The organism is Falsiroseomonas oryziterrae, assembly GCF_021864505.1.
Lineage (GTDB): Bacteria > Pseudomonadota > Alphaproteobacteria > Acetobacterales > Acetobacteraceae > Falsiroseomonas > Falsiroseomonas oryziterrae.
The window spans coordinates 1-1,510 of sequence record NZ_JAKJIB010000554.1; the positions used below are offsets into that span (position 1 = coordinate 1).

Here is a 1,510-nt window from a genome sequence, read left to right on the forward strand (position 1 = left end):
GAGGATGCGGGCTGCGCCTGGCTCGGGCTGCCGCGGCCCGCCGCGACGCTGCCGCGTCCGGCGCGCTGGGTGGCGAGCGGCACGATGGGCTGGGAGGAGGCGGGCGCGGCCGCCGTGCTGCGCACCGGCCCGCTGGGCTTCCGCCCGTCGCAATGCGACCTGCTGCACTTGTCGCTGCGCGACGGCGCGTGCTGGGTGATCCGCGACGGCGGCACCGGCAGCTACGACCCGCCCTCGCCCGCCTGGTTCGCGCTGTGGGGCGCGGCCGCGCACAACGCGCCGGTCTTCGACGAGACCGATCCGATGCCGCGCATCGGGCGATTCCTGCTGGCGCGCTGGCCGCGGTTGGCGGCGCGCGACGACGGCGCGGCGCTGCGCGATGCGCGCGGCAACCGCGTGACGCGCCGCGTCTTTGTCGCCGGCCGCACCTGGACGATCGAGGACCGCGTCGCGGGCCGCTTTCGGCGCGTCGCCTGGCATTGGCGTCTCTGCCCCGGGCGATGGCAGCGCAGCGCGGCGGGCCTCGTCTCGCCACTGGCGCACCTTTCGGTCGGGGCCGATGCGCCGCTCGGCCTCGACCTCGTCGCGGGCGAGGAGAGCCCGGCCTATGGCGCGTTGCGCGCCGCGCCGGTGCTGCGCGTGACGGCGGCGGCGCCGGTCACCTGGATGCGGCTCCGCATCCTGTTGCCCGGGGCGGCGGCCGGGTCGATGCCGCCGGCGTCGTCGGGCGGGGATGGCTGACATGCCGGCCGAGCTGCTGCTGGCCGGGCTCTGGGCGCGCCGCCGCCGGGTCGCGCTGACCGCGCTGCTGCTCTTCGCGCTCGGCGCCGCCGCGATCCTGTCCTGGCCGCGCCGCTACGTCGCGGAGGCGCTGGTGGCGCCGGCGGAGACGACGGGCATCGCGACCTCCTCGCTGCTCGCGCCTTCCGCGCCGGTCGCCGCGGTGCTGGATCCGCGGCCCTCCGGCAATTTCGCGATCTATCTCGGCAAGCTGCGCTCGGCCGAGGCGGCGGCGATGCTGGCGCGCGAGACGGAGCTGCTGGCGCATCTCGCGGCGCGGCGCGACGCCTTCCCGTTCGGCGGGATCCGCGCCGCGCTCGGCCTGCGGCGCGGCGCCGACCTCGACGATGCACGCGGTTGGCTGGAGCGCAGCCTCGCCGTGACGCAGACGCTGAATGCGGTGACCTGGACGGTGGCGCTCGCGCATCCCGATCGCGACGCCGCGCTGGCGATGCTGCGGCGGCTGCACGACTTCGCGGAATCGCGGGTGCGCGCCGACCTCGAGGAGGTGGCGCGGCGGCGCGTGCACGCGCTGGAGGAGCGGCTGGCGCGCGAGCCCGACATGTACATCCGCCAGTCGCTCTACGAACTGCTGGCGCAGAGCCAGCGGGCGGGCCTCGTCGCCGCGGTGGACGAGGCGGTGGCGGCGCGGCTGGTCTCCGCGCCGGTGGTCGGCATGCGCCCCGCCCTGCCGAACCGGCCGCTGCTGCTGGCGCTGCTGGCGCTGCTG

Annotated in this window: 2 protein-coding genes; both read left to right on the forward strand. The window is 77.2% G+C overall.

What is annotated here, in order from left to right:
- On the forward strand, positions 1 to 741 hold a 741-nt coding region (locus L2I40_RS23070), incomplete at its 5' end, for a heparinase II/III domain-containing protein (protein WP_237217697.1).
- A 1-nt stretch (position 742) separates the two neighbouring features.
- Positions 743 to 1,510 (forward strand): hypothetical protein (locus tag L2I40_RS23075; protein ID WP_237217698.1); only part of this gene is annotated, 768 nt, incomplete at its 3' end.